Annotated in this window: 22 protein-coding genes; 10 read left to right on the forward strand and 12 right to left on the reverse strand. The window is 53.7% G+C overall.

Annotated elements, in window-relative coordinates; translation table 11 throughout:
• The first annotated feature begins 60 nt into the window (after positions 1–60).
• From AC0TOY_RS04175 to pdeR, 5 genes are all read left to right on the forward strand, one after another.
• A complete protein-coding gene (locus AC0TOY_RS04175; protein WP_473721516.1) occupies positions 61–3,156 on the forward strand; it encodes a multidrug efflux RND transporter permease subunit in 3,096 nt (1,031 codons plus the stop codon).
• Between the two features lie 270 nt (positions 3,157–3,426).
• A complete protein-coding gene (gene fabI / locus AC0TOY_RS04180) occupies positions 3,427–4,215 on the forward strand; it encodes an enoyl-ACP reductase FabI (protein ID WP_003856831.1) in 789 nt (262 codons plus the stop codon).
• Between the two features lie 154 nt (positions 4,216–4,369).
• On the forward strand, positions 4,370–5,356 hold the full coding sequence (locus AC0TOY_RS04185) for a CMD domain-containing protein (protein WP_024907130.1): 987 nt from the start codon (positions 4,370–4,372) through the stop codon (positions 5,354–5,356).
• Positions 5,357–5,444: 88 nt separating this feature from the next.
• Entirely contained in the window at positions 5,445–7,379 is a 1,935-nt protein-coding gene (locus tag AC0TOY_RS04190) for an exoribonuclease II (RefSeq protein ID WP_370883570.1), read from the forward strand.
• 322 nt (positions 7,380–7,701) lie between these two features.
• On the forward strand, positions 7,702–9,693 hold the full coding sequence (gene pdeR, locus AC0TOY_RS04195) for a cyclic di-GMP phosphodiesterase (RefSeq protein ID WP_473721517.1): 1,992 nt from the start codon (positions 7,702–7,704) through the stop codon (positions 9,691–9,693).
• Here pdeR and AC0TOY_RS04200 read toward each other — a convergent pair.
• On the reverse strand, positions 9,690–10,559 hold the full coding sequence (locus AC0TOY_RS04200) for a crotonase/enoyl-CoA hydratase family protein (protein WP_032647560.1): 870 nt from the start codon (positions 10,557–10,559) through the stop codon (positions 9,690–9,692). The genes pdeR and AC0TOY_RS04200 overlap by 4 nt on opposite strands.
• Positions 10,560–10,752: 193 nt before the next feature.
• Here AC0TOY_RS04200 and AC0TOY_RS04205 point away from each other — a divergent pair, with 193 nt between their 5' ends.
• The 3 genes from AC0TOY_RS04205 to osmB all read left to right on the forward strand — a co-directional run bounded on the left by AC0TOY_RS04205 (position 10,753) and on the right by osmB (position 12,213).
• Positions 10,753–10,935: a YciZ family protein gene (locus AC0TOY_RS04205; protein WP_024907126.1), complete on the forward strand. Its 183-nt coding sequence runs from the start codon at positions 10,753–10,755 to the stop codon at positions 10,933–10,935.
• A gap of 43 nt (positions 10,936–10,978) precedes the next feature.
• Positions 10,979–11,731 (forward strand): DNA-binding transcriptional regulator YciT, encoded by a 753-nt coding sequence (yciT, locus tag AC0TOY_RS04210; RefSeq protein WP_048991911.1) that lies wholly within the window; start codon positions 10,979–10,981, stop codon positions 11,729–11,731.
• 263 nt (positions 11,732–11,994) lie between these two features.
• Positions 11,995–12,213 carry an osmotically-inducible lipoprotein OsmB gene (osmB, locus tag AC0TOY_RS04215; protein ID WP_008501216.1) on the forward strand — a complete coding sequence of 73 codons (219 nt, stop codon included), beginning with the start codon at positions 11,995–11,997 and terminating at the stop codon, positions 12,211–12,213.
• 105 nt (positions 12,214–12,318) lie between these two features.
• On the opposite strand, the gene yciH is transcribed toward osmB, so the two are convergent.
• The 5 genes from yciH to pgpB form a co-directional block, all read right to left on the reverse strand.
• A complete protein-coding gene (gene yciH, locus AC0TOY_RS04220) occupies positions 12,319–12,645 on the reverse strand; it encodes a stress response translation initiation inhibitor YciH (protein WP_024907124.1) in 327 nt (108 codons plus the stop codon).
• A complete protein-coding gene (gene pyrF, locus AC0TOY_RS04225; RefSeq protein WP_157189307.1) occupies positions 12,645–13,382 on the reverse strand; it encodes an orotidine-5'-phosphate decarboxylase in 738 nt (245 codons plus the stop codon). Before pyrF ends, yciH begins: the two co-directional genes overlap by 1 nt.
• A gap of 185 nt (positions 13,383–13,567) precedes the next feature.
• A complete protein-coding gene (gene lapB / locus AC0TOY_RS04230) occupies positions 13,568–14,737 on the reverse strand; it encodes a lipopolysaccharide assembly protein LapB (RefSeq protein ID WP_023335944.1) in 1,170 nt (389 codons plus the stop codon).
• A 6-nt stretch (positions 14,738–14,743) separates the two neighbouring features.
• Positions 14,744–15,052 carry a LapA family protein gene (locus AC0TOY_RS04235; protein WP_023312067.1) on the reverse strand — a complete coding sequence of 103 codons (309 nt, stop codon included), beginning with the start codon at positions 15,050–15,052 and terminating at the stop codon, positions 14,744–14,746.
• 148 nt (positions 15,053–15,200) lie between these two features.
• The gene (gene pgpB / locus AC0TOY_RS04240; protein WP_473721518.1) at positions 15,201–15,968 is read right to left on the reverse strand and encodes a phosphatidylglycerophosphatase B; all 768 of its coding nucleotides are present in this window, start codon (positions 15,966–15,968) and stop codon (positions 15,201–15,203) included.
• A 197-nt stretch (positions 15,969–16,165) separates the two neighbouring features.
• Between pgpB and ribA the strand changes: the two genes are divergently transcribed.
• Complete coding sequence (gene ribA, locus AC0TOY_RS04245) at positions 16,166–16,756, forward strand: GTP cyclohydrolase II (protein ID WP_008501210.1); 591 nt, start codon at positions 16,166–16,168, stop codon at positions 16,754–16,756.
• Positions 16,757–16,791: 35 nt separating this feature from the next.
• Here the strand turns inward: ribA and acnA are convergent, their stop codons facing one another.
• The 6 genes from acnA to topA form a co-directional block, all read right to left on the reverse strand.
• Positions 16,792–19,467: an aconitate hydratase AcnA gene (gene acnA / locus AC0TOY_RS04250; RefSeq protein ID WP_473721519.1), complete on the reverse strand. Its 2,676-nt coding sequence runs from the start codon at positions 19,465–19,467 to the stop codon at positions 16,792–16,794.
• Between the two features lie 161 nt (positions 19,468–19,628).
• Complete coding sequence (gene ymiC / locus AC0TOY_RS04255) at positions 19,629–19,727, reverse strand: small membrane protein YmiC (RefSeq protein WP_032623144.1); 99 nt, start codon at positions 19,725–19,727, stop codon at positions 19,629–19,631.
• Between the two features lie 138 nt (positions 19,728–19,865).
• Positions 19,866–20,036, reverse strand: a complete 171-nt coding sequence (locus tag AC0TOY_RS04260) for a hypothetical protein (RefSeq protein ID WP_048991908.1) — start codon at positions 20,034–20,036, stop codon at positions 19,866–19,868.
• Positions 20,037–20,038: 2 nt separating this feature from the next.
• Positions 20,039–20,179 carry a YmiA family putative membrane protein gene (locus AC0TOY_RS04265; protein ID WP_213327741.1) on the reverse strand — a complete coding sequence of 47 codons (141 nt, stop codon included), beginning with the start codon at positions 20,177–20,179 and terminating at the stop codon, positions 20,039–20,041.
• A 338-nt stretch (positions 20,180–20,517) separates the two neighbouring features.
• The gene (gene cysB / locus AC0TOY_RS04270; RefSeq protein WP_024907120.1) at positions 20,518–21,492 is read right to left on the reverse strand and encodes an HTH-type transcriptional regulator CysB; all 975 of its coding nucleotides are present in this window, start codon (positions 21,490–21,492) and stop codon (positions 20,518–20,520) included.
• 187 nt (positions 21,493–21,679) lie between these two features.
• Entirely contained in the window at positions 21,680–24,277 is a 2,598-nt protein-coding gene (topA, locus tag AC0TOY_RS04275) for a type I DNA topoisomerase (RefSeq protein WP_024907119.1), read from the reverse strand.
• Between the two features lie 399 nt (positions 24,278–24,676).
• Between topA and AC0TOY_RS04280 the strand changes: the two genes are divergently transcribed.
• Positions 24,677–24,928, forward strand: coding sequence for a YciN family protein (locus AC0TOY_RS04280; protein WP_023312072.1), 252 nt, complete (start codon positions 24,677–24,679; stop codon positions 24,926–24,928).
• Positions 24,929–24,940 lie beyond the last annotated feature (12 nt).

The raw sequence follows: 24,940 nt of genomic DNA on the forward strand, positions 1-24,940 counted from the left end.
TTCCGCTAAACAGGTGCGCGGTAGAGTCTCTATCTCACTCTTTTGCACAAAAATAACTCAATGCCTCTTTTTTTTATCGAACGTCCCATTTTCGCCTGGGTAGTGGCGCTGTTTATCGTCCTGACGGGTCTCCTGTCTATTCCTCGTTTGCCGGTTGCGCAGTATCCGGCGGTGGCACCGCCAGGCATCATCATTTCCGTCAGTTACCCGGGGGCCAGCCCCGATATCATGAATACGTCGGTGGTGTCGTTAATCGAGCGAGAAATCTCTGGAGTCGATAATTTGCTCTATTTCGAATCATCCAGTGACACAACCGGCTCGGCATCGATTACCGTCACGTTTAAACCCGGCACGGACATCAAGCTGGCACAGATGGATCTACAGAATCAGATTAAGATCGTCGAGCCTCGTCTTCCTCAGGCGGTAAGACAAAATGGCATTAACGTCGAGGCCGCTAATTCTGGATTTTTAATGATGGTGGGGCTGAAGTCCACCAACGGTCAATTCGAGGAAGCCGACTTAAGCGACTATTTTGCCCGAAACGTCAGTGACGAGCTTCGTCGCGTGCCCGGCGTAGGGAAAGTCCAGCTGTTTGGCGGCGAAAAAGCGCTGCGTATCTGGCTGGATCCAATGAAGCTCCACAGCTACGGCCTTTCGGTGAGCGATGTGCTTACTGCTGTTGGCCAGCAAAATGCCCTGGTTTCGCCCGGCAAAACGGGAGATGAGCCCGCATCTGAAGGACAAGGGGTAACGTATCCCATCACCGTAAAGGGACAGCTCTCCTCGGTCGAGGCGTTCAGGAATATCACCCTGAAATCTGACGCATCCGGCGCCCGCCTGAAATTATCCGACATTGCGCGGATTGAATCCGGCCTGCAAAGCTACGCTTTTGGTATCCGTGAAAATGGCGTGCCCTCGACGGCGGCGGCAATCCAGCTGTCGCCAGGCGCCAATGCAATGAGTACGGCTTCAGGCGTGCGTGCGCGCATCGACGAGCTTTCCCGGGTGTTACCCGACGGAATGGTGTTTACGGTTCCTTTCGATACCGCGCCGTTTGTGAAACTTTCTATCGTGAAGGTTGTTCAGACATTTGTGGAAGCGATGGTCCTCGTCTTTCTGGTTATGCTGCTGTTTCTGCACAAGATACGCTGTACGCTTATCCCGGCGATTGTTGCTCCCGTCGCACTTCTTGGCACCTTCACGGTGATGTTATTGAGCGGATACTCCATCAATATTCTGACGATGTTCGGCATGGTGCTGGCGATAGGGATTATCGTTGATGATGCCATTGTGGTTGTGGAGAACGTTGAACGACTGATGGAGGAAAAAAGTCTGTCCCCACGGGACGCTACCCGGCAAGCCATGCAGGAGATCACCCCGGCGATTATCGGGATCACGCTGGTGCTCACCGCCGTCTTTATCCCCATGGGGTTTGCTGAAGGGTCCGTCGGGATTATCTACCGGCAATTTTGTATTTCTATGGCAGTCTCCATACTGCTGTCCGCGTTTCTTGCCCTGACGCTGACCCCTGCCCTGTGCGCAACGTTACTCAAGCCGCACAAGGCAGGAAAGAGCGGAAGTGGACGGTTCGCGGCAGGGTTTAACGCGCGCTTCCGTTCGCTCACCGTCTGTTACGAAGCCGGGCTGGGTGCCGTTCTGAAGCGAACCGGGCGTATGCTGCTCCTGTACGTTGCGCTTTGTGCTGCGCTGTTTTTGGGATTGTCTTCGTTACCGTCGTCCTTTCTGCCGGACGAAGATCAGGGCTACTTTATGTCCTCAATCCAGCTGCCTTCTGATGCCACGATGCAGCGCACCCTTAACGTGGTTAAAAAGTTTGAAGAGGAAATTACGGCCCGACCGGATATTGAAAGCAACATTATGATCCTGGGTTTTGGATTTTCAGGTTCAGGACCGAATTCGGCTATGGCCTTCACCACGCTGAAGGACTGGAAAAACCGGCAGGGCTCGACGGCCCAGGATGAAGCCGAACATATACAGGACAGCATGGCGAACGTCTCTGATGCCGTCACGATGAGCCTGCTCCCGCCGGCCATTTCAGATATGGGCACCTCCTCGGGGTTCACCTGGTACGTGCAGGACAGAGCAGGACTGGGCTACGAGGCGTTAAAGCGCGCTGCCGACGCGCTGGTCCTGCAAGCCAATCAGCGTCCTGAACTGAGTGACGTCTATATAGACGGTCTGCCGGAAGGAACCAGCCTTGCGCTCCAGGTTGACCGGGAAAAGGCGGAAGCGATGGGCGTCTCATTTGATGAAATCAACCAGACGCTCTCCGTTACCCTGGGCTCAAATTACGTTAATGACTATACGAACAACGGCCGCGTTCAACAGGTGATTATTCAGGCCGATGCCCCCTACCGAATGCAGCCTGAGCAGATACTGAAACTATCAGTGAAAAACCGGATGGGTGAGATGGTGCCGTTATCAACGTTCGTGACGATCTCCTGGAACGTTGCGCCGCAGCAGTTGACGCGCTATCAGGGTTATTCTGCTCTTCGCATTACCGGAAATGCGGCGTCAGGAGTATCCAGCGGCACCGCAATGAAGGTTATGGAGAGTTTGTCCAGAGAGTTACCTCAGGGCATGGCGGGCGAGTGGGCCGGGAGTGCATTGCAGGAGAGAAAATCGGAATCTCAGCTTCCGGGCCTTATTGTCCTGTCGATACTGGTCGTGTTTATGGTGCTCGCAGCCCTGTATGAGAGCTGGTCTATTCCTTTTGCGGTCATGCTGGTCGTTCCGTTGGGTCTTATCGGCGCGGTGATAGCGGTGTTTGTTGCCGGCATGACGAATGACGTTTTCTTTAAGGTCGGCCTGATTACGCTTATCGGCCTGTCGGCCAAGAACGCCATTCTGATTGTTGAATTTGCCAGGCAGCTCCATCGCCAGGGGCAGCCCCTGCTGGCGGCTACCATTCATGCCGCCAGCCAGCGCCTGCGTCCGATTCTGATGACATCGTTAGCCTTCAGCTTAGGGGTTGTTCCGTTGATGCTGGCCAGGGGGGCGAGCGACAGTACGCAGCATGCCATCGGTACCGGCGTATTTGGTGGCATGATTAGCGGTACGCTTCTCGCGATCTTCTTCGTACCGGTTTTCTTTATCGTCATTGCGCGTTTCGTCGACAACATCAGGAAAGCCTGAATACCCTGGTGGAATCACGCTGCCTCTCTGGTTGGATGAGGCGAAGCTGTTGCCGGGTGATATACTGGACGAATGCTGAAATTTTGAGCCCCCGCGAGTCCGCGGTGCATTCTTCGGGGCAGGCGTCTTCGGAGAAGTGCGAGAAATATCGTGACACAAGGGGCTGTGAGTGGGCTATAATTTCGAGCTAATTTCGAATGATTTTGAAATACTGCCTGTAACACTATGAATTACAAGGCAAAATTAGCAATGAATATAAGGATTAAAGCTATGGGTTTTCTTTCCGGTAAGCGCATTCTGGTGACTGGCGTTGCCAGCAAACTGTCCATCGCATACGGCATCGCACAGGCAATGCATCGCGAAGGCGCTGAGCTGGCGTTCACCTACCAGAACGACAAGCTGAAAGGCCGTGTTGAAGAGTTTGCCGCGCAGCTGGGTTCCAGCATTGTTCTGGAATGTGACGTTGCACAAGACGAAAGCATCGACGGCATGTTTGCTGAACTGGCAAAAGCATGGCCTAAATTCGACGGTTTCGTTCACTCCATCGGCTTCGCTCCTGGCGACCAGCTGGACGGCGACTACGTGAACGCGGTTACCCGTGATGGCTTCAAAATCGCGCACGACATCAGCTCCTACAGCTTCGTTGCGATGGCGAAATCCTGCCGCGCGATGCTGAACCCGGGCGCAGCCCTGCTGACCCTGTCCTACCTGGGTGCTGAACGTGCTATCCCTAACTACAACGTTATGGGTCTGGCTAAAGCGTCTCTGGAAGCAAACGTACGCTACATGGCGAACGCGATGGGTCCTGAAGGCGTGCGCGTTAACGCCATCTCTGCAGGTCCTATCCGCACCCTGGCCGCTTCCGGTATTAAAGATTTCCGTAAAATGCTGGCACACTGCGAAGCGGTTACCCCGATTCGTCGTACCGTTACCATTGAAGATGTGGGTAACTCTGCAGCATTCCTGTGCTCTGACCTTTCCGCGGGTATCTCCGGCGAAGTGGTTCACGTTGACGGCGGCTTCAACATCGCTGCAATGAACGAGCTGGAAATTAAATAAGCTGTGACTCTCTTCCCGCCCGGGAAGAGAGTATTTTCCCCCGCGTCACCCCTTCGTTATTCCGTTCTGCTATTTGTTATCACCTAACAATATTTTTCCCTTTATCTGCCTTACGCCAGGATATTGATCGCCATTTTGAGATCAAGGAACGCACATGGAACAACGCCGTTTTTCCGGCAAAGGCCACTGGTATCATGAAACCCAGTCAAACCACGCGCAGACGGATGTTCTGCCCCTGGTGCCCGAAGCCGCTAACGTCGACGATCGTTTTTTGCTCGATTTAGCCTTGCCTGATGAGATTGTCGCCGCCTGTTCTGGCTGGCTTACTCCTGCCAGAGCCTTATGCCACCAGCTGTTTCCGCTCTCGATCCCCGTGAACCGCCTGCATACGCTCAGCGCTTACGATCGGCTCAGTACCGCGCTAACGGTCGCACAGGCCTGTGGCGTTCAGCGGCTCTGTAACCATTACGCCGCCCTCCTCGCCCCGCTTCCCGGCCCGGACTCCTCGCGCGAAAGCAACCGCCGCCTGGCACAGATCACCCAGTATGCCCGCCAGCTCGCCAGCTCTCCTGATGTCATTGATGATAAAGCGCAGAACCAGCTTGATGAGGTGGGGCTGTCCACGTACGACATCGTGGTGATTAACCAGATTATCGGGTTTATCGGGTTTCAGGCGCGCGTCGTCGCGATTTTTCAGGCCCTGTTGGGACATCCTGTTCGCTGGTTGCCAGGCCATCATATTCAGCCGCACACGCTTCCCGCGAGCCACGATGCATGGGTGCCGCTTTTGCCCGTCGTGGAGCTGCGCTATGCGAGTGCGCATCAGCTTGAGTCGCTGTCTCGCTGGCAGGCCGAACCCGCGCTGGAGGCGCTGACGCCGGTGCTTTGCCATGAGCCGTCGCTGCTCGACCTGACCGGAGAGATCCTGTTAAACAGCCGCGCAGAGATCCCGCAGACGTCACCCGCACTTTCGGCGGCGGTCGAACTGCTGACCCGCTCTCCGGACCGCTTCAGCGCCGCGCAGTTTACCCCGCTCACGGATCAAGGACTCCAGGGCGAATATGCCATCACGCTGCTTACCCAAAGTGCGTTTGATGGCTGGCTCAATCGTCTGAAAGTGGCGTTTGGTAAAGAGGAATAACCACACTCATTACCCAAAGACCGCTTGCTGAGACAGTGAGAATCGCGTAAAACTGTCAGCCGCTCAATGGCTACGAAAATAGAACATTATGTTTCAGGACAACCCGCTGCTAGCGCAGCTTAAACAGCAACTGCATTCCCAGACGCCGCGTGCAGAAGGGGTCGTAAAAGCCACGGAAAAGGGCTTTGGCTTCCTTGAGGTTGACGCGCAGAAAAGCTACTTCATTCCGCCACCGCAGATGAAGAAAGTGATGCATGGCGATCGCGTCATGGCCGTCATTCATACCGAGAAGGATCGCGAGTCCGCTGAACCGGAAGAACTGATCGAACCGTTCCTGACCCGTTTTGTGGGTAAGGTGCAGCGAAAAGACGATCGGCTTTCTATCGTGCCGGATCATCCCCTGCTGAAAGATGCCATTCCCTGCCGCGCCGCCCGTGGCGTTGAGCATGATTTTAAAGAAGGTGACTGGGCCGTAGCGGAAATGCGCCGTCATCCTCTGAAAGGCGATCGCGGTTTTTATGCTGAGTTGACCCAATTCATCACCTTTGGCGCCGACCATTTCGTGCCATGGTGGGTCACGCTGGCACGCCACAATCTTGAAAAAGAAGCGCCGAACGGCGTAGCGACCGAGATGCAGGACGAAGGTCTGACGCGTCGCGATCTCACCGCGCTGGAGTTTGTCACCATCGACAGCGCCAGCACCGAAGATATGGACGATGCGCTCTACGCTGAAGAGAGCGACGATGGCAAACTGCACCTGACCGTTGCCATTGCCGATCCCACCGCCTGGATTGCCGAAGGTAGCAAGCTGGATGACGCGGCGAAAATCCGCGCCTTCACAAACTACCTGCCGGGCTTCAACATTCCGATGCTGCCGCGCGAATTGTCAGACGATCTTTGCTCGCTGCGTCCAAATGAAGTGCGCCCGGTCCTTGCCTGCCGCATGACCATTGCTGCGGATGGCGCGATTGAAGACGATATCGAGTTCTTTGCTGCCACTATCGAATCGAAAGCCAAGCTGGCCTACGATAACGTGTCCGACTGGCTTGAAAATACCGGTAGCTGGAAACCTGAATCAGACGCCATTGCCGCGCAGATCCGTCTGCTGCATCGCATCTGTCTCAACCGCAGCGAGTGGCGTCAAACCCATGCGCTGGTGTTCAAAGATCGTCCGGATTATCGCTTTGTTCTGGGTGAGAAAGGCGAAGTGCTGGATATCGTGGCCGAACCGCGACGCATTGCGAACCGCATTGTTGAAGAAGCGATGATTTCCGCCAACATCTGCGCCGCACGCGTGTTGCGCGACAAGCTGGGCTTTGGCATTTACAACGTCCACACCGGGTTTGATCCGGCGAACACCGAAGCGCTGGCGGCCCTGCTGAAGAATCACGATGTGCATGTTGATCCGGAAGAAGTGCTGACCCTGCCAGGCTTCTGCAAGCTTCGCCGCGAACTGGACGCGCAGCCGTCGGGCTTCCTGGACAGCCGCATTCGTCGCTTCCAGTCATTCGCGGAAATCAGTACCGAGCCGGGCCCGCACTTTGGTCTTGGCCTCGAAGCATACGCCACCTGGACATCGCCAATCCGTAAGTATGGCGATATGGTTAACCACCGTCTGCTGAAAGCGATTATCAAAGGCGAAACCGTTGCTCGTCCTCAGGAGGACACCACGCTGCAGATGGCCGATCGCCGCCGTCTGAATCGCATGGCGGAACGTGACGTTGGAGACTGGCTGTACGCTCGCTTCCTGCAGGATAAAGCCGGGACGGATACCCGTTTCGCCGCGGAGATCATCGATATCAGCCGCGGGGGAATGCGCGTCCGCCTGGTCGATAACGGTGCTGTCGCGTTTATTCCTGCGCCGTTCCTGCATGCGGTTCGTGACGAAATGGTCTGTAGTCAGGAAAACGGTACCGTGCAAATTAAGGGTGAAACAGTTTACAAGGTCACCGACGTGATTGACGTCACTATCGCCGAAGTTCGCATGGAAACCCGCAGTATTATCGCGCGCCCTGTCGCCTGATAACCGGTTCAATTGTCGGTCCTTTCCTTCGCGGAAAGGCCGACAATTTTTCTTTTTATCCCCGCCACAAAATCATTATTTTTCCTTACTATTTTCAGTCTCCCTTCGCCCAAATTCGCCATAATTATCTACAGTAAAAGAGTGTTGTTATATTCGGTTACGTGAATTTTTATACGCTCCGTATCCTTTTTTGCCTGACTCGTTTTATTATAAGAAATTAGGGAAAAACAATAAGTTCACTTCGGTTTTGCCGCTGTTTCTCAACGGAAAAGTCGACTGCAAATGAATAATTTGTGCGCTAATGAAAGCTGCGGGAGAAAACATGATGGACGATCTGGAGCCGAATTTGCTGTTTCGCTACATGGGGACTTACAGCCCGTGGTGGCGCTTGTCAGCTGACAGCAACGCTCTGCACCTTTCCACCAGCGAAAATGCCGATGTCACTCAGGTCGTGGCGCTGGACGATGAACAGGCCGATCTCATCCGTCATTTAACCGTTATTACCTCCAGTATTTCAATGTCGCTCTCCCTCTACGGTGAAGATGTTCCGGTTCATCTTGTGGGCCGTAAAATTACCCGTAACGAGTGGGCCGGAACCGCTTCTGCCTGGAACGATACCCCCTCCGTGGCACGCGATCTGGCTCAGGGGCTCTCTTTCGCGGAACAGGTTGTCTCAGAGGCTAACTCCGTCATTGTTATTCTCGATCGGCACGGCAATATCCAGCGTTTTAATCGGCTTAGCGAAGAGTACACCGGCCTGAAAGAACATGAAGTCATTGGCCAGAACGTCTTTAAGCTGTTTATGAGCCGCAGCGAAGCGGCAGCTTCAAAGCGCAATATTACCGGTTTTTTTCGCAACGGCAGCTCCTACGAAGTCGAACGCTGGATCAAAACGCGTAAAGGGCAACGGCTGTTTCTGTTCAGAAACAAATTCGTACACAGCGGCAGCGGTAAAAATGAAATTTTCCTTATCTGTTCCGGTACCGATATTACCGAGGAGCGCCGCGCTCAGGAGCGGCTGCGCGTGCTGGCCAATACCGATACCATCACCGGCTTGCCAAACCGTAATGCGATCCACGACCTGATTTCTGACGCCATCGCCAACCGCGGGGACACGCAGGTGGGCGTGGTGTATCTCGATCTGGATAATTTTAAAAAGGTCAACGACGCTTACGGGCATATGTTTGGCGATCAGCTGTTACAGGCCGTTGCCCTCGCCATTTTGAGCTGCCTGGATGAGGAACAGGTGCTGGCGCGACTTGGCGGTGATGAGTTTATCGTCATGGCCACCAATACCTCTCAGGGCTCTCTGGAGGCGATGGCATCGCGCATTTTAACCCGTCTGCGCCAGCCGTTCCGCATCGGTTTGATTGAGATTTATACCGGCTGCTCCCTGGGCATCGCCCTCGCCCCTCAGCATGGCAACGACCGGGAAAGCGTCATTCGTAACGCCGATACCGCCATGTACACCGCCAAAGAGAACGGCCGGGGCAAGTTCTGCGTCTTCTCGCCCGAGATGAACCAGCGCGTGTTTGAGTATCTCTGGCTGGATACCAACCTGCGTAAGGCGCTGGATAACGATCAGCTCCTGATTCACTATCAGCCGAAAATCACCTGGCGCGGGGAAGTCAGAAGCCTTGAAGCGCTGGTCCGCTGGCAATCACCAGAACGGGGTTTGATCCCGCCGCTGGAGTTTATCTCTTATGCCGAGGAGTCGGGGTTGATTGTGCCGCTGGGCCGCTGGGTGATGCTCGATGTGGTTCGCCAGGTGGCGAAATGGCGTGATAAGGGCATAAACCTGCGCGTGGCGGTGAACGTCTCTGCACGCCAGCTGGCCGACCAGACTATTTTCAGTGACTTAAAGCAGGCGCTGAAGGATCTGAATTTTGAATACTGCCCTGTCGATGTCGAATTAACCGAAAGCTGTCTTATCGAGAACGAAGAGCTGGCGCTGTCCGTGATCCAGCAGTTCAGCCGACTCGGGGCGCAAATTCATCTGGATGATTTTGGCACCGGCTACTCTTCCCTTTCTCAACTGGCCCGCTTCCCTATCGATGCCATTAAACTCGATCAATCGTTTGTCAGGGATATTCATAAGCAGTCCATCTCCCAGTCTCTGGTGCGCGCTATCGTCGCGGTGGCGCAGGCATTAAATCTGCAGGTGATTGCCGAAGGTGTGGAAAGCGCAAAAGAAGACGCCTTTCTGACCAAGAACGGCGTCAACGAACGGCAGGGTTTTCTGTTTGCTAAGCCGATGCCCGCTGCCTCATTCGAGCGATGGCTAAAACGATATCAAGCGCGAAATCAACGTTAACTGGCTTTACGCAACCCCGCCGCGTGATGGCGGTTTTGCAGCGTGACCAGACGCTCCATGTAGGCGATATCTTTCGGCTCAAGGCAGAAAGCGGCATCAACCCAGTCTTCCGTGATATCCATCAGTTCACTGCGGGGCAATTGCAGAACGCGCGTACGCGCGCGCAGCATCGCCCTTACGCCATTCAGTTTTGGCCGCAGAGTATCGATGAAGGTTCGGGTGGAGACATAGCTTTGTCCGGGTTCAAACAGGACATCCACCAGCCCGTGCTGTTCATACCATTCAGCCGTATGGGATTCCCCCTTATAGATGAGTTCCTCCGCCAGCTTCATGCCAGAACGGCGTGCAACCAGGGAATATCCCCCCATACCCGGAAACAGGTTGAAGGCAATCTCCGGAAAACCCAGACGGGCATCGCGCTGAGCCAGGACAAAATGGTGCGCCAGAGCGGCCTCAAACCCGCCCCCTAAAGCACTGCCTTCGACCATCGCCAGAGAGATGGCCCCTGTATCAAACCCCCGTGAGGCCGCATGGACGCAATCAACGCAGGCGCGAGCGTACGCCCGTAACGCCTCCCGACGTCCGTTCTGAATGCACTCGACGAAGAACTGTAAATCACCGCCCACATTGTACATATCGGGAACCAGCGAACCGGTTACCCAAAAATCAACCGCAAAGCCAGACTGGCGAACCAGCCATGAGAAGTTCATGATCTCCTCAATTAACGCATGGTTAAAACAAGGCCGTGGCTGGGCCCGCAACATCATCCAGACGGTGTGACGCTCCGCTTCGTAATACCCTGACAGCTGCGTGAACCGTTCAGTATCGGTAAACAGTGTGCAGGTAGGCTGATTGATAACTGTCATAGTCTAATTCCTCTTATAAAAAAGCGCCTTGCGCGCCGTTTTAGACTAATCCACTCAATAAGCACACTGCATGAGGGGGAATAAATTTATCACTTACGTTTATGTAATTTAGTTATTGCATTTTTTCCCTTCTCTTTTGATCCTAATTTCTGCATCATTGAAAATATTAACTTTTCGCGCCTGGGGTGAGATTATGTCTACTATTGACGCACAAGCTGTAGCACAACGAATTGATACCGTGCTGGATATCCTGGTGGCGGGCGATTATCACTCTGCTATCCGTAATCTTGAGATCCTGAAGTCTGAACTTCTTGCTCAGAATGGTGCTGACAACGCGCCTGAAAACAGACAGCCAAAAGCGCCGTGGGAAGTTTAACCCCACCGTCTCCGACCTCGTTTCGCTTTATTAAATGGATGCTATGAATTCCCGACAACAACTCATTTTGCAGATGGTCATCGATCAGGGACGCGTAAGCGTAGTCGATCTCGCTAAAACCACCGGCGTGTCTGAAGTCACAATCCGTCAGGATCTTAATCTGCTGGAAAAACAGAGCTACCTGCGTCGCGCGCACGGATATGCTGTCCCGCTGGACAGTGATGACGTTGAGACGCGCATGATGAATAACTACGCGCTCAAACGTGAACTGGCGGAATTTGCCGCGTCCCTGGTGAACAACGGCGAGACCGTTTTTATTGAAAACGGCAGCAGTAATGCCCTTCTGGCACGCACGCTTGCCGATCAAAAGGACGTTACTATCATCACCGTCAGCAGCTATATCGCGCATTTGCTCAAAGAGACGCGCTGCGAGGTGATTCTGCTCGGGGGTATTTACCAGAAAAAAAGCGAAAGCATGGTAGGCCCGCTGACCCGTCAGTATGTCCAGCAGGTTCATTTCAGCAAGGCCTTTATCGGGATTGACGGCTGGCAACCGGAGACAGGTTTTACCGGTCGGGATATGATGCGCTCTGACGTCGTGAATGCGGTGCTGGAAAAAGAGTGTGAAGCCATTGTGCTCACCGACAGCTCTAAATTTGGCGCCGTTCACCCGTATACGATGGGCCCCGCTTCACGCTTTAGTCGCGTGATTACCGACGAAAGATTGAGCGACGCGCACCGTAATAAACTGGAAGATGACGGACTGATCGTCAATATTATTAAAACGACCGCCTGAGTTCCCTCCGCGCCCGAATTTCGGGCGCATACGCCCTTCTTTCTCTGAGATGATTCTTAACCCTGCTTTAAGAGTTTTTACCTGTTTAACCCGCCTTAAAGTCGTAAAATTAATGTTAGCGATATAACAGGAAGTGACTATCACCTGCGTGATTACGTAACGCCTGCGCGACCAGCTTTCACGGAGAACAGAATTAAGTATTCGATTCGTCTATACTTAACGTGTACATCTTTCCGTGAATCGATAATTCAGGAGAAAGTATTATGACCTTAACCAGCAAAAAATTAGCCGCCGCTGTTCTGGCAATCACTGTAGCAATGTCCCTGAGCGCATGCTCTAACTGGTCTAAACGTGACCGTAACACCGCTATTGGTGCCGGTGCCGGTGCTCTCGGTGGTGCAGTATTAACGGATGGTAGTACGCTGGGTACATTAGGTGGCGCTGCTGTCGGTGGTATTATCGGTCACCAGGTTGGCAAATAATTATTATCTAAGCCTTCCTCGATATTGCGATATTTAAACGCATTTCAGGTCTGACATACGCACGTATATAACACGAGCCACGGCATCTGCCGTGGCTCATTTATTTTAGCCGCCTGCCAGTTTGACTTTCAGGCCTTTGGCTTCCAGCAGCGATTTTATTAAATCGCGTTTATCGCCCTGGATTTCAATAATGCCATCTTTCACGGCACCGCCGCAGCCACATTTCTTTTTCAGCTCGGCCGCCAGCGCAGTCAGTTCAGCATCATCCAGGTCAATGCCGGAGATCAGGCAAACGCCTTTCCCTTTTCGTCCGCTGGTCTGGCGCTGGATCCGAACGATGCCGTCCCCCTTAGGACGTTCCACTTTCGCTTTCGGTTCGTCTATACGCCCACTCTCGGTTGAATAGACCAGACGACTGTTGGAATCGGTCATTACGCCCCCTTTTTCAGCGATGCGTTGATAGCCTTAAGCGTCTCAGCCGGGTTTGCAGACTGCGTCACCGGACGACCGATGACCATGTAGTCAACACCTGCAGCCAGCGCCTGCTCAGGCGTCATAATGCGGCGCTGATCGCCCACGTCGCTGCCTGCAGGGCGGATCCCCGGCGTGACCAGTTTAAAATCCCGGCCCAGCGCTGATTTGAAACGAACCGCTTCCTGCGCGGAGCAGACGACGCCATCCAGGCCACACTGCTGCGTCAGACGCGCGAGACGTTCGGCATGCTCCGCAGGTGACAACGTCACGCCAAGGTCGCGTAAATCACTTTCGTCCATACTGGTCAGCACGGTGACTGCGATCAACAGCGGCGCATCTTTACCGAACGGCAGGAGCGCCTCACGGGCGGCGGTCATCATTCTTGCCCCACCCGACGCATGGACGTTGACCATCCATACGCCCAGCTCTGCGGCTGCGGCAACGGCGTGGGCCGTAGTATTCGGGATATCATGGAATTTGAGGTCGAGGAAAACGTCAAAGCCGCGCTGTTGCAGATCGCGAACGATTTGCGGTCCAAACAGCGTGAACATCTCTTTGCCAACTTTCAAACGGCAGTCGCGAGGGTCGATACCGTCGACAAACGCCAGTGCAGCGTCACGCTTATTGTAATCAAGCGCAACAACAACAGGAGAATCCGTAATTACGCGGGAAGTGGAGGATGTAACAGACGTCATGACCAGCCCTTTTCGTCTATGGGCGCGCAGCGGCGCGGAACAGATAAACGGCCAGCATTCTACCTGCCGACGCCGCAAATTGACAGGATCCTTTTACGCGCCTGCCAGGCCGGCAAACCGCACGGAGTAAAGGATACGGTAAAAACCATCAGTATGTTGTAACTAAAATGGGGCGTTTTAAAAAATCACTGCCCGTCCAGGCCACGAATGGGCTTGATGGTGGACCAGGCACGGCAGGAAGGACAGTGCCAGTAGAGCGTATACGCGGTAAAACCACACTTCTGGCAACGATAGCGCGGCTTGCTGCGCACCTGCTCGCCAACCATGTCGCGCAGGACCATCAGGCTCTCTTTGGCGCGCCCTTCTTCAGCATCGTTCAGGTGGTAATCCATCAGCTTATGGAACACCCGCATGGTCGGATGACGCTGCAGCTGGCGCGTAATATACACCTGCGCGGTGTCGCTTCCCTCATACTGCTCAACAACGTCTGAGAGCATCAGTTCAGCGGTGGCACCGGTATTTTCTTCCACGCAGCGACGCAGGAATGCCACCCACTCTTCCTGCTTGTCCAGCTGTTGATAGCAGGTTTGCAGCATTTCCAGCGTTTCACTGACCAGCTCTTTATCCTGGTCGATAACCCGCAGCAGGCTTTCAACGGCTTTGGCATAGTCGCCATTCGCCATAAAGACGCGTCCCATCATGATGGAGATTCGCGCGCTGTTGCGGTCCGCGGCGGCGCCTTTCTTCAGCAGCGCCATGGCTTTATCCATGTCGTCGTTACCCATCTGCTGAAGCGCAAGCTCACAGTAGAAATGGGCTATCTCAACGCGCTGCTTATCTTTACCCAGCTTCACCAGGCGTTCAGCCGTATCAATGGCTTTTTGCCAGTCGCTGGTGGCCTGATAAATCTGCAGGAGCTGCTGCAGCGCGCCGATGCGGAAATCTGTTTCATCCACCAGCTGCGCGAACATATCTTCGGCGCGATCGTACAACCCCGCGGCCATGTAATCACGCCCCAGCTGTTGCACCGCAAGGAGACGTTGATCGTAGGTCAGCGAGGCGCTTTCCATCAGGGTCTGGTGAATACGAATGGCGCGATCGACCTCGCCGCGCGAGCGGAACAGGTTACCCAGGGTGAGATGCGCTTCAACCGTCCCTGTATCCTCTTTCAGCATATCGAGGAACAGGTCTACCGCTTTGTCCTGCTGATTGCTCAGGAGGAAGTTCACCCCCGCAACGTAGTCGCGGGAGAGCCGGTTGGCCTCATCCTGTTTTGTTTGTTGCGCACTTCTGCGGCCCATATACCAGCCATAGGCTGCGGCTACAGGCAAAAGCAGAAACAACAACTCCAGCATAGTCGATTATTCCTTCACGACCGGCACACCAGAGCTTTCCGGGATGTCAGACGCAGGGGCAATGTTATTTTCGAGTCGCTTAATTTTACGTTCAGCGCGCGCAAGAGAAACACGGACTTTCAACCAGAACAGACCGCAAACCAGCCAGCCAATGGCAAAACCAGCAGCAAATAAGACCGCCAGCAGGCTCGAGACGCGATACTCACCCTGAGCCAGCAGATAGTTAAACGTCACCTGCTGATCGTTTTGTGCACCCAACGTGACTGAAATGACAAAAATCGCCAATACCAGTAAGAAAATGAGTAAATATTTCACATTACTTCCCGTTATGTGGTTCAAGCGAATAAAGTGTGTTCAACTCACCGCAATCAGCCTTATAAACTACCATTTTAGCGACGGGCGCGAAACGGAAAAAGTGACGCGCCAGTCATGTATCTATGGGCATAATACGGTTTATCAACCGTCAGGCGTCCGTTTGGTCCCTTTCGGCTATTTCTTCTTTCTCTTCTGGCGGTGGTGTAAGCGGGCCGCAGAATCGTTCAGCGAGCCAGGTCGCCAGCGTCACCAGCAGCCATGAGATAAGCGTGGCAACGACCAGGTCCCGCGGCCAGTGCATCCCCAGCAGTAAGCGGCTGCCCATAACCCCTGTCGCCCAGACCAGTAAAATCACGAGCGTGACCGTTCGACGCCTTGGCCACAGCAGCCCCACCCCCAGTAACGCCCAGCTGGCCGCAAACATGGTGTGACCGGAAGGAAACGCGAATCCCGTCTCTTTCTGCCAGTGTTTACGCAAGAATTTCGGGATATCCTGCTGTTCCGCAAGCTGTTCTTTCACCAGGGTTCCGCGATCTTTACGCTTTAAATTGTAGAACTCATCCACCGGAACCTGATGCGTTTTTTCCAGCCAGACGACAAAAGGACGCGGTTCCTGAACGCGATCTTTTACCCAGGACTTCACGCCCTGACCAACAAGGATAGCGCCTCCGAGGATCGCAAAAAGCATCAGCGCCGCACGCAAACGAAAGCGCAGGCACCACAGAAACCAGGCGCAGAGGAGGACATGGGTAATAATTCCCCACGGCTGGGTGACCGTTTCCGTTATCCAGTATAACGTTTTCAGCCACGTGGCATTCTGCCCCGGCTGCCACATCCAGCCTGAGAGCCATACGGCCAGGGGCATAATCAGTAAAATGGCCGCGCCTGCTGCCGTACGTCTGGCGATTGAAAGCATGTCTTCTCCTTTTTCGCTAAGCCTCACAATCATAACTGAAATTCATTCGATGGGTGGATATGTCGGATCGTGCGTTTAACGTTCATATAGCATGGTGCCTATTAGGCGAACCTGCTGAGCTTGTGGCAAAATGAACTGATACAGAAAGCAAAACAGGGCAAAGGCACGAAACGTGTCAGCCTACTCTGGAGAATCACATGCAGCTTAAACGTGTGGCAGAAGCCAAACTGCCAACCCCATGGGGCGATTTCCTGATGGTGGGTTTTGAAGAACTGGCAACCGGACAGGATCATGTCGCGCTGGTGTATGGCGATATTTCAGGGCAGACGCCGGTGCTGTCCCGCGTCCATTCAGAGTGTCTTACCGGCGACGCGCTGTTCAGCCTGCGCTGTGATTGTGGTTTCCAGCTGGAAGCCGCCCTGTCTCATATTGCAGAAGAAGGCCGCGGCGTGCTGCTTTATCACCGTCAGGAAGGTCGTAATATTGGTCTGCTGAATAAAATCCGCGCTTACGCGCTTCAGGACCAGGGCTACGATACGGTGGAAGCAAACCATCAGCTCGGCTTCGCCGCTGACGAACGCGACTTCACCTTGTGCGCCGATATGTTCAAGCTGCTGGGCGTGGACGAAGTTCGTCTGCTGACCAATAACCCGAAAAAAGTGGAGATCCTGACCGAAGCGGGGATCAACATCGTCGAGCGTGTACCGCTGATTGTCGGCCGTAACCCGAAAAACGCCCACTACCTGGATACTAAAGCTGCCAAAATGGGCCATCTGCTGAAAGAGTGATATAAAAAGCCCGGCACGCGTGCCGGGCTCGTTCATCAATCCAGCATCTTACGAATCACGTAATGTAAAATGCCGTCGTTCTGGTAGTAGGTCAGCTCGGTTGCCGTATCAATACGGCATCGGCAATCCAGCACCTCGGTTTTGCCGTCTGCCCGCGTTAACGTTACCGGCACCGTTTTACCCGGCTGCAGGTTTCGCAGGCCGCTAATGTCAATCTGCTCTTCCCCGGTCAGGCCCAGCGTTTTACGCGTCACACCCTGCGGGAACTCAAGCGGCAGGATCCCCATACCAATCAGATTCGAGCGGTGAATACGTTCGAACGATTCGGCGATGACCACGCGAACGCCAAGCAGACGCGGACCTTTCGCCGCCCAGTCGCGGCTGGAGCCGGAACCGTACTCTTTCCCGGCGATCACCGCCAGCGGCGTACCTGCCTGTTGATATTTGACCGCCGCATCATAAATCGACACTACTTCCGTCCCCGGCAGATAGCGCGTCATGCCCCCTTCCACGCCCGGTACCATTTCGTTACGAATGCGGATGTTGGCAAACGTCCCGCGCATCATGACTTCATGATTCCCGCGGCGCGATCCGTAGGAGTTAAAATCACGACGTTCGACGCCCCGGCTTTGCAGATAACGACCCGCCGGGCTATCGGCTTTAATACTCCCCGCCGGAGAGATGTGGTCAGTTGTGACAGAATCCCCCAGCATCGCCAGGATACGTGCGCCGTGGATATCCTTAAGCGGCGCCGGCTCGGCCAGCATCTCATCAAAGAACGGCGACAGACGAATGTAGGTCGAGTCATCCTGCCAGTCATAGGTATCAGAGCCAATGACGTTGATGGCTTTCCATTCCGGCGTGCCTTCAAAGACCTCCGCATACTCTTTGCGGAACATCTCGGTTGAGACCTTTTCAACGGCCAGCGCGATTTCACGCGAAGATGGCCAGATATCTTTCAGATAGACAGGGTCATTCTTGCGATCGTGGCCAATCGGATCGGTCACCAGGTTGATATTCATGTTCCCTGCCAGGGCATAAGCAACCACCAGCGGCGGTGAGGCCAGCCAGTTGGTTTTTACCAGCGGGTGAATACGCCCTTCAAAGTTTCGGTTGCCGGACAGGACCGCACCTACCGTCAGGTCACCTTGCTTAATCGCCGTTTCAATGGGTTCAGGCAGTGGACCAGAGTTACCAATACAGGTCGTACAGCCGTAGCCCACGAGGTTAAAGCCCAGCTCGTCAAGGTACGGCGTCAGTTTGGCCTGCGCCAGGTAATCCGACACCACTTTGGATCCCGGGGCCAGCGAGGCCTTGACCCATGGCTGAGGTTTTAGCCCAAGCTCTACCGCCTTTTTAGCCAGCAGACCGGCTGCCATCAATACGCTGGGGTTGGATGTGTTGGTGCAGGAGGTAATCGCGGCAATCACCACCGCACCATCCGGAAGCTGATACTGATGTCCGTTCAGAACATAGTCGACGGGACGATGGTCCTTCTGCGCCACGTTTACTTCCAGCGCATTGCTGGCGGCAAAGGCTTTTGGCACGTCACTCAGCGCAACCCTGTCCTGCGGGCGTTTCGGCCCTGCGAGGCTCGCTTCGACGCTTCCCATATCGAGTTCAAGCGTGCTGGTGAAAACAGGCTCATCACCCGGATTGCGCCACATGCCCTGCGCTTTGGTGTACGCTTCCACCAGCGCGACCTGCTCTTCGCTACGTCCACTAAGACGCATGTATTCCAGCGTCACATCATCAATAGGGAAAAAGCCGCAGGTTGCACCGTATTCCGGCGCCATATTGGCAATGGTGGCGCGGTCGGCCAGCGGCAGTGAATCCAGTCCGTCCCCGTAGAATTCGACAAACTTGCCTACCACACCATGCTTACGCAGCATCTGGGTGACGGTAAGCACCAGATCGGTGGCGGTAATCCCTTCAGACAGCCTGCCAGTAAGCTTGAAGCCCACCACATCCGGGATAAGCATGGACACCGGCTGGCCGAGCATGGCCGCTTCCGCTTCGATCCCCCCGACGCCCCAGCCCAGCACGCCCAGACCGTTGATCATGGTGGTATGGGAGTCCGTGCCCACCAGCGTGTCCGGATAGGCGACCCACTCTTTATCCTGCAATTCACTCCAGACGGCTTTACCCAGATATTCAAGGTTAACCTGGTGACAAATACCGGTACCTGGCGGGACCACGCTAAACCGGCTGAACGCCTGCTGCCCCCACTTCAGGAACACGTAGCGCTCGTGGTTACGCTCCATCTCCAGACGCACGTTCTCGCCAAAGGCGTCGTCATCACCAAAGCGATCGACGGTTACGGAGTGGTCAATGACGAGGTCAACGGGGGAAAGCGGATTCACTTTTGCCGTATCTCCGCCCAGACGCTTAACGGCTTCGCGCATCGCGGCCAAATCAACGACGGCAGGAACGCCGGTAAAGTCCTGCATTAGCACCCTTGCCGGGCGGTAGGCGATTTCTCTGTCGGCATGGGCTTTTTCAAGCCACCCTGCCAGCGCCTGGATATCATCGAGGGTGACAGAGTCACCGTCCTGCCAGCGCAATAGATTTTCCAGTAAAACTTTCAATGACTTGGGTAAACGCGAAATGTCCCCAAGCGTTCTGGCAGCCAGCGGCAGGCTGTAGTAATGCCAGGTTTTGTTTTCTGCCTGTAATGTGTCCTTACTGGCTTCGCGTAGGGTTAACGACATAAGCTCCTCCTTAATCACAGAGATGCCCTGACAATCATCAGGGCCGTAATTAAAGATAACACAAAGATGTCGTAACGTTTTGATAACAACCCAAATTGATAAATTTAGGATTGGTCCAGAACAGGAAAACAAAAAACCCCGCCGTAGCGAGGTTTTACAATTTAGTGGAGGGCCAACCAGATGAGCTGACTCCAGAACAGAATCGACACGGTAAAAACGCCGATCCATGACCAGTATTTGTGAGACGTCATGTTATTCATCATAGGGACACCAGGCATTATTTATAAAACGTTCCGAGGTTTGACCTCAGTGCTATATTGCTGATGTGTATTTATTAAAGAGTACAAAAGTGCAGAGTCGATATTCAGACTATTTGCATCATTACGCAATTAACTAAATTATTGTTTTTTGGGTTCGTCTTCTGCGAACACATCAATAAACGCTTGCTGCTGCGGCGTCAGTTTCCAGGTCGCGGGTACAACAGTCGCAGGTGCTTTACGCCCTCTGTGGCCATTGTCACGATGCTGACACATCTGTTTTACCGAAGCTGTACGTACCGTCACTGCCATATTTAACCCCAATATTTCCAGGCCAGGAGAGCAACCACCACCCAAAACAGGGTAGAGACGAGAAAGACCGCCAGCCAGGCTTTACGCTTGAGCGCAGGATCCCTTTGCGGTTCTTCACTTCCTGAAGGCATTGCTAACCTCATACAATCGACATCGCTTATCATTTAGGACCAAACAATTGGTACAATTAATCATCTGTTGAGATAAATCCTAAAGAAACTTTAGCCGAAAAGCCAGTGAATTTACGCACCGGGAGGTATGAAATATTCAATCTTTTGACCAGAAATAAATAATTGAAAAGAAAAATTTGCGAAGGCGTAAATTAGTTTCTACTTTTGTCGCCAATTCACGACATTATAACCTTACGGACTAAATGGATAATGACATTATATGACAGGGGATACGTAGATGATGATAATTCTAATTTAGCTTTGAGGCGTTATTTCGGTATCTTTCCCTAAGGGAAAGATACCGGGTGTGATTATTTTTCGGGGAGTTTGATGTCTTTAAACATCTCTTCAATATCTTCATTTGAGCGTAATGCAACGGCGGTATCAACCACATCACGCGTTAAATGAGGGGCAAAGCGCTGAATAAAATCATACATATAGCTGCGCAGGAAGGTGCTGCGACGGAATCCAATCTTTGTGGTGCTATGACTGAAAACATCGTGCGCATCAAGACGCACCAGGTCAGGGTCTGACACCGGATCCACCGCCATGCTGGCAATGACGCCCACCCCCAGACCAAGCCGCACATAGGTCTTAATCACGTCGGCATCCGTCGCGGTAAAGACAATGCGCGGCGTTAGCCCTGCCCGGTTAAAGGCCGTATCAAGCTCGGAGCGGCCGGTAAAACCAAACGTATACGTCACCAATGGATACTGGGCCAGCTCTTCGATAGAGACCGACCCTTTACCCGCCAGGGGATGATCCGGGGTCACCACAATAGAACGGTTCCAGTGGTAGCATGGAAGCATGACCAGATCGTCATAGAGGTGAAGCGCTTCGGTGGCGATGGCAAAGTCTGCATTACCCTTGGAAACGGCTTCAGCAATTTGCGTTGGCGAGCCCTGGTGCATATGCAAAGAGACGCGGGGATAACGCTCGATAAAGCCTTTGATGACACCGGGAAGCGCATAGCGCGCCTGGGTATGCGTCGTGGCAATATACAGCGAACCTTTATCCGGCCAGGTGTGTTCCCCTGCCACTGACTTAATCGCATCGACTTTAGAGAGGACTTCCCGCGCAATGCGGATGATTTCCTGCCCCGCAGGCGTCACCTGAGTGAGATGCTTACCGCTGCGGGCAAATATCTGGATACCTAACTCATCCTCCAGCATACGAACTTGTTTGCTGATGCCCGGTTGCGAGGTATACAACCCCTCGGCGGTAGAAGAGACGTTAAGGTTATGATTCACCACCTCAACGATATAACGAAGCTGCTGTAATTTCATGCCAGACCATCCGATTTAGCGCATGCGGTCAATCGCTTAAGACGATTTAATAATAAGAAACAGGTTAACTATAACCACTATATCATTTATAGCCTGACTGTATAGTACGGAACAAAAAATAATAACAAGGCAATAAAAAAGGGCCGGAAATCCGGCCCTTTTACAGGTAAGTTACGGTAAGGGAAGATTATTTCTTGCCTTCAACCCATTTGCCATCGACAAAGAAAGCTGACCATCCGGTCGCTTTACCCTCTTTCTCGGCCGCAACATACTGCTGCTTGGTTTTACGGCTAAACCGTACCACGGTTTTGTTGCCTTCCGGATCCTGCTGTGGCGCATCGGCCAGATAACGCAGTTTCTCAGGCAGACGATCGCGGAAGCGATGCAGCTCTTCCACCAGCGGCGCGCGCGTTTCACGCGATTTCGGGAAGGTGTTGGCGGCCAGGAAGACACCCGCAGCGCCGTCACGCAGCACAAAGTACGCGTCAGATTTCTCGCACGGCAGTTCTGGCAGCGGAACCGGATCTTCCTTCGGTGGAGCCACTTCACCATTACGCAGAATTTTACGCGTGTTTTTACACTCGTCGTTGGTACAGGCCATGTACTTACCGAAACGCCCCATTTTCAGGTGCATTTCAGAGCCACACTTCTCGCACTCTACAATCGGGCCGTCATAGCCTTTAATGCGGAACTCGCCCTCTTCGATCTCATACCCGTCACACGTTGGGTTATTACCGCAGACGTGCAGCTTACGTTTTGGATCGATCAGGTAGCTGTCCATTGCCGTGCCGCATTTTTTGCAGCGGCGTTTGGCACGCAGAGCGTTAGTTTCCGCATCGTCACCTTCCAGCACGTTGAGAACTTCGTTCTCAGGCACCAGGTTGATGGTGGTTTTACAGCGCTCTTTTGGCGACAGCGCGTAGCCGGAGCAGCCAAGGAACACGCCCGTCGTGGCAGTACGGATCCCCATCTTGCGACCACAGGTTGGGCAGTCGATGCTGGTCAGAACCATCTGGTTAGGCAGCATGCCACCCTCTTCAGGATCCTTCTCCGCTTTCTCAAGCTGGTCGGTAAAGTCGCTGAAGAAGCTGTCGAGGACCTTTTTCCATTCCGCCTGATGGCTGGCAACCTGGTCGAGGCTGTCTTCCATTTGCGCGGTGAAATCGTAGTTCATCAACTCGCGGAAGTTAGCTTCCAGACGGTCGGTGACGATCTCACCCATTTTTTCAGCATAGAAACGACGGTTTTCAGCGCGTACGTAACCACGGTCCTGAATCGTAGAGATGATCGACGCGTAGGTCGACGGACGGCCAATACCGCGTTTTTCCAGCTCTTTTACCAGAGATGCTTCACTGAAGCGTGCAGGCGGCTTGGTGAAGTGCTGGGCTGGCACGAGATCAACCAGCGAGAGCTCATCCCCTTTGTTCACTGCCGGCAGCGTTCGGTCTTCATCACCTTTACGCAGCGCAGGCATCACTTTCGTCCAGCCGTCGAAACGCAGGATACGTCCACGCGCTTTGAGACGGAAATCACCCGCACCAACGGTCAGCGTGGTGGAATCATACTGTGCAGGAGTCATCTGGCACGCCACGAACTGACGCCAGATCAGCTGATACAGCTTCTGTGCGTCGGCTTCCATATCTTTCAGCGATTCAGCGAGCACAGAGACATCAGAAGGACGAATCGCTTCGTGCGCTTCCTGAGAATTCTCTTTGCTGGCAAACTGGTTAGCGCTTTCCGGCAGGTATTTCTTACCGAAGTTGTCGCTGATGTAGCCGCGCACCATGTTGACCGCGTCCTGGCTCAGGTTGGTTGAGTCGGTACGCATGTAGGTGATGTAGCCCGCTTCATACAGGCGCTGAGCCATCATCATGGTCTTCTTCACGCCGTAACCCAGACGCGTGCTTGCAGCCTGTTGCAGCGTTGAGGTAATAAACGGCGCACCCGGCTTGCTGCTGGTCGGTTTGTCTTCACGTTCCAGCACCTGATAGCGTGCTTTTTCCAGCAGCGCTACGGCGGCCATGGTCTGGTCGCGGTTTTCTGGACGGAAAGGCTTATCGTTCTGATGGCTGACCTGCAGCGGCAGAGCGTCACCGCCCGGCGTGGTCACATTGGCGTCAACTTCCCAGAACTCTTCCGGCACGAAGGCTTTAATTTCGCGCTCACGCTCAACGACCAGACGCACGGCAACGGATTGCACACGCCCTGCGGACAGGCCACGGGCAATCTTCTTCCACAGCAGTGGAGAAACCATGTAGCCCACAACGCGGTCCATAAAGCGACGTGCCTGCTGTGCGTTTACACGGTCAATATTCAGTTCGCCCGGCTTCTCAAACGCCTGACGAATCGCATTCTTCGTAATTTCGTTAAACACTACACGACTGTAGCGTTTGTCATCACCACCAATCACTTCCCGCAGGTGCCACGCAATGGCTTCCCCTTCGCGGTCAAGGTCGGTTGCGAGATAGATGTGGTCTGCTTTTTCAGCCAGCTGCTTCAGCTCGTTAACGACTTTTTCTTTCCCGGGCAGCACTTCATATTGTGCGTCCCAGTTATGCCATGGGTTAACACCCATGCGGTTGACAAGCGCGCTACGTTCATCCTTTTTAGGCTTTTTAGCCCCTTTGGTGGAGGTAGAGTCTGCGCTCTTTTTGCTGGCTGAGCCACTGGTCGGCAAATCGCGGATATGACCCACGCTGGACTTAACCACGTAGTCATTACCCAGATACTTATTGATCGTTTTGGCTTTTGCCGGGGACTCAACGATGACGAGAGCTTTACCCATATTCACCTTTACCTAATTTAATTCTTCCAGGAATACGCCGCACGTTGATTTCCCTTCCGCTGACGACGAGCCAATGATATTGCGACTGCGTCAGGAGATATCAACCCCTTTGTCTTACCGGGCGTTAAAGAAAAGACGCCCAGGTGATTGAGTTCTCGGGTATTTTTCTCACATCTCGTGTAATTCGTGACGAATTCCCGGTTGAATGTCAAGCAATTCTGTTGCCAGAATGACGAAAGCGCACACTCTACCTGATAAAATTCGTTACGCAACTTTATTAGCATGCAAAAGCAAATCCCGCCAGCCAGGTCCCTGTACCTTATCCCCTCACATTACAGGGAAAATTTGCCCCCAAAGCGCCCTCGGCGTAGACTATTGTCACTGTTTAAGGAGTGGATTATGCAGAATACGACCCAACCTATTGACCGAGCCTCTCTGCTTATCGAAGCAAACAAGCTTATCCGTGACCACGAAGATACGCTGGCGGGCATTGAAGCCACCGGCGTAGAGCAGCGTAATGGCGTGCTGATTTTCAGCGGCGAATACTTCCTTGATGAACAGGGCTTGCCGACCCCGAAAAGCACCGCCGTGTTTAACATGTTTAAATACCTGGCGCATACGCTTTCCGAGAAATATCACCTGGTCGATTAACGCAAAACGCGA

It is taken from the genome of Enterobacter sp. PL_is379 (assembly GCF_055817355.1).